General features: G+C 55.9%; 4 protein-coding genes. All 4 read right to left on the reverse strand.

From position 1 onward, the window contains the following. Positions 1 to 620, reverse strand: a 620-nt coding sequence (locus tag DS878_RS15270; protein WP_113816865.1) for a nitrile hydratase subunit alpha, incomplete at its 3' end; no start/stop codon positions are given. Positions 621 to 650: 30 nt separating this feature from the next. Then, positions 651 to 959: an SH3-like domain-containing protein gene (locus tag DS878_RS15275; protein ID WP_222837493.1), complete on the reverse strand. Its 309-nt coding sequence runs from the start codon at positions 957 to 959 to the stop codon at positions 651 to 653. Then, positions 946 to 1,287 (reverse strand): SH3-like domain-containing protein, encoded by a 342-nt coding sequence (locus tag DS878_RS15280; RefSeq protein ID WP_113816866.1) that lies wholly within the window; start codon positions 1,285 to 1,287, stop codon positions 946 to 948. The genes DS878_RS15275 and DS878_RS15280 overlap by 14 nt, the downstream gene beginning before the upstream one ends. Positions 1,288 to 1,302: 15 nt before the next feature. Continuing rightward, positions 1,303 to 2,706, reverse strand: a 1,404-nt coding sequence (locus DS878_RS15285) for a CmpA/NrtA family ABC transporter substrate-binding protein (protein WP_222837494.1), incomplete at its 5' end; no start/stop codon positions are given.

Here is a 2,706-nt window from a genome sequence, read left to right on the forward strand (position 1 = left end):
GCCACACCGATCATGCTGTCTCGTGTAACCAGGCTGGCCAGCTGTTCTTCGCTCAACGTCTCGGTGCCGGCAGGCCGTTCAGGCAGAACCAGATAACGCAGATCTGCATTACTGTCGTGCAGGCGGATTTTCTTGCCCTCAGGTAAAATCAGACCAAACTCCTCAAGGATGGCCGCCGGTTCGCGCACGGCTCTGGCCCGGTAAGCTTTGCTGATGTACCAGGAAGGTGGCTGTCCCAGAATGGACCTGGGGTAACAGGAGCAAAGTGTGCACACCACCAGATTGTGTATTTCCGGCGTGTTTTCCACCACCTCAAGCTGCGCTTCTCCTACCATAATCCCAAGCTCGGAGGCGCCATCCTTGCCATTGACCAGCAGTCTTTGCCGGTAGCTGTCATCGGCCCAGGCCCGGGCGATAATCTTGGCGCCCAGATGAGTACCAGGAGATTCAATTTTCTGGACCTCAAGGTTGATCTCTCCGGCTGAGATCAGGCCCCTGCGTACCAGCAGTGCCTGCAAAGCGGCCGTTATCTGTTGGGCTTCAAGGTTGCCCGCATCATCTTCAACCACCAGAGGAGCGTGATCATCATGCTTGTGGTCGTGTTGGTGTTTATCGGTCAAGTTGTTCTCTCCGTTTGATAGCCTTGAAGTTCATGCTTCAGGCGCGTCAAGCCAGTGGTCGTACACTTCGATGCACAGTTCGTCATCTTCCGGCCGTTCATAGCCGCTCCAGAGATCATTCATGGCAAAGCTGACCCGGTACAGGGGATAAACCGGCCCAGCGGTCTTGCCAACAGAAAGATCTTCCGGATTCAGGAAGAAGCCACAGAACTGGATCACCGTTCCGGTTTTGCCGCGGATATAGGATGGCGTGCGTATATGCCCATCCAGCTTCAGGTCCAGCACCTGAACCCGGTCTCCAATCTGAAACCGGGCGGGGATGCGATCAGGCTTTGTCACTGTTACTGGCCCCCGCAGTGTCCGGGGTCCAGTCGTGTTTTACCTGAGCCAGTTCCGCTTCCAGTTCTTCACGGGTGAGAACGCCCTTGATCTCCAGGGTGTCGATAAGGGCCTCCAAACGACGGCGGTAAAATGAGTAGCGCTGGTACTTCTCAATGCCGAAACTCTCGAAGCCATGGCGCAATTCATCCAGGGATACCAGCCTCCGGGTAGCGTCTCCGAGCAGGTTACGAATGGCTTCAACTTTCTTTTCCCAGTAAAGCCAGGGAAGTTCTTCCTTGGGTACCGGGCCCGCATCCTCACCGCCGATGTCGTGATAACCGCGCATGGCTTTCTCCTTTGATTAAGTGCGTCTGATGTCGAAGCTGTTCAGATAAGCTTCGGGCTGGTGGGGATCGAACTCTTTACCCATGATGATATGCTTGTTCATGGGGTTGTCCGGAACATCCAGCCCCATATCCTTCATCCGCCGGGCAGCGTCCGTTGACCTGAACACCTCTTTTGCCAGAGCATTCATATCAACGTCGGCATTGATGATCTTCCAGCGTTTGAGCTGGGTGAGCAGCCAGATGGCAGTGGAGTCATAGGGAAACGATTTGAATCCGATACGATCACGGCGTTCAACGATGTTGCCAAGACCATCCGCATAGCGACCCAGAAGTACCTGCTGAAGAACGCTCAGGGGCTGATTCAGATACTCTCTTGGCGCCATCAGTTCGGCCACTTGCTGACGGTTCTCGTAGGGATCGGCGAAAGCGCCGGCCCGGGCTACTGCACGGAACAAGGCACCGTAGGTATTAGGGTTCTCAGTGACGAATTTGTCCGTCACCGACATGGAGCAACAGGGATGGTTGGGGAAAATATCCACTGACAGGGCCTGCAAAAATGCTACGCCCTCAAACACGGCACGCTGATTCCAGGGTTCGGCAAAGAGCATGCCGTCCAGGTTATCTGCAGCCATATTGGCAACGGAATCGGGTGGCGGATAAACCCTCAGCTCCACGTCTTTATCGGGATCCAGTCCGTGCTCGGCCAGGTAGTAGCGCAGCAGCATGGCGTGAACCGAATGGTCGTGGGGGATACCAAAGCGGAAACCTTTCCAGCTGCTGGGATCGTTGCGCTTGTCCTTGTGCTTCAGGTGCAGGGCGAGCGCATCGCCATTAATGTTCTGAATCAGTGAAGTGAGCGTGGGGGTCTTGGGCGAACCCGCACCCAGGCTCATGGTCAATGGCATGGCCTGAACCATGTGCGACGCATCGTATTGACCACTGACCAGATTGTCACGGGCGACAGACCAGCCCGGGGTACGAATCAGGTTTACATCCAGCCCTTCCTTTGCGTATTCCCCGGTGGCCTGTGCGAGAAGCAAAGGAATCGTGCAGGTAATCGGAACAAACCCTATGTCGAGTTTGGTCTTTTCCAGGGGCGCAGTGTCTTTTGCCATCGCCTGGGCAACGCCCAGGGGAAAGGCTTGTGAAATTGCGGCCAGGGCGGTGCCCGCACCTACGGCTTTGAGAAATTTCCTCCGGAACATGGGGTCCGGAAAAAGCGATCGCAGAACGGTGGTTTCTACCGTCCGGTCGATTTGTTGCTCCTCGCCCTGATAGGCACCTGCCTGCATTGCGTCGCCAAGTTCCCGGCGATGCTCTTCCATGGACGAGTGATCGCCGCAGGGACAACGGGAACCGTGTGACGGGGCTGCGGAACCGGACATCTCCGCTGATGGATCATCATTTTTCATTGTCAG

This window comes from Marinobacter sp. F3R11 (genome assembly GCF_003318275.1).
Classification (GTDB): Bacteria; Pseudomonadota; Gammaproteobacteria; order Pseudomonadales; family Oleiphilaceae; genus Marinobacter.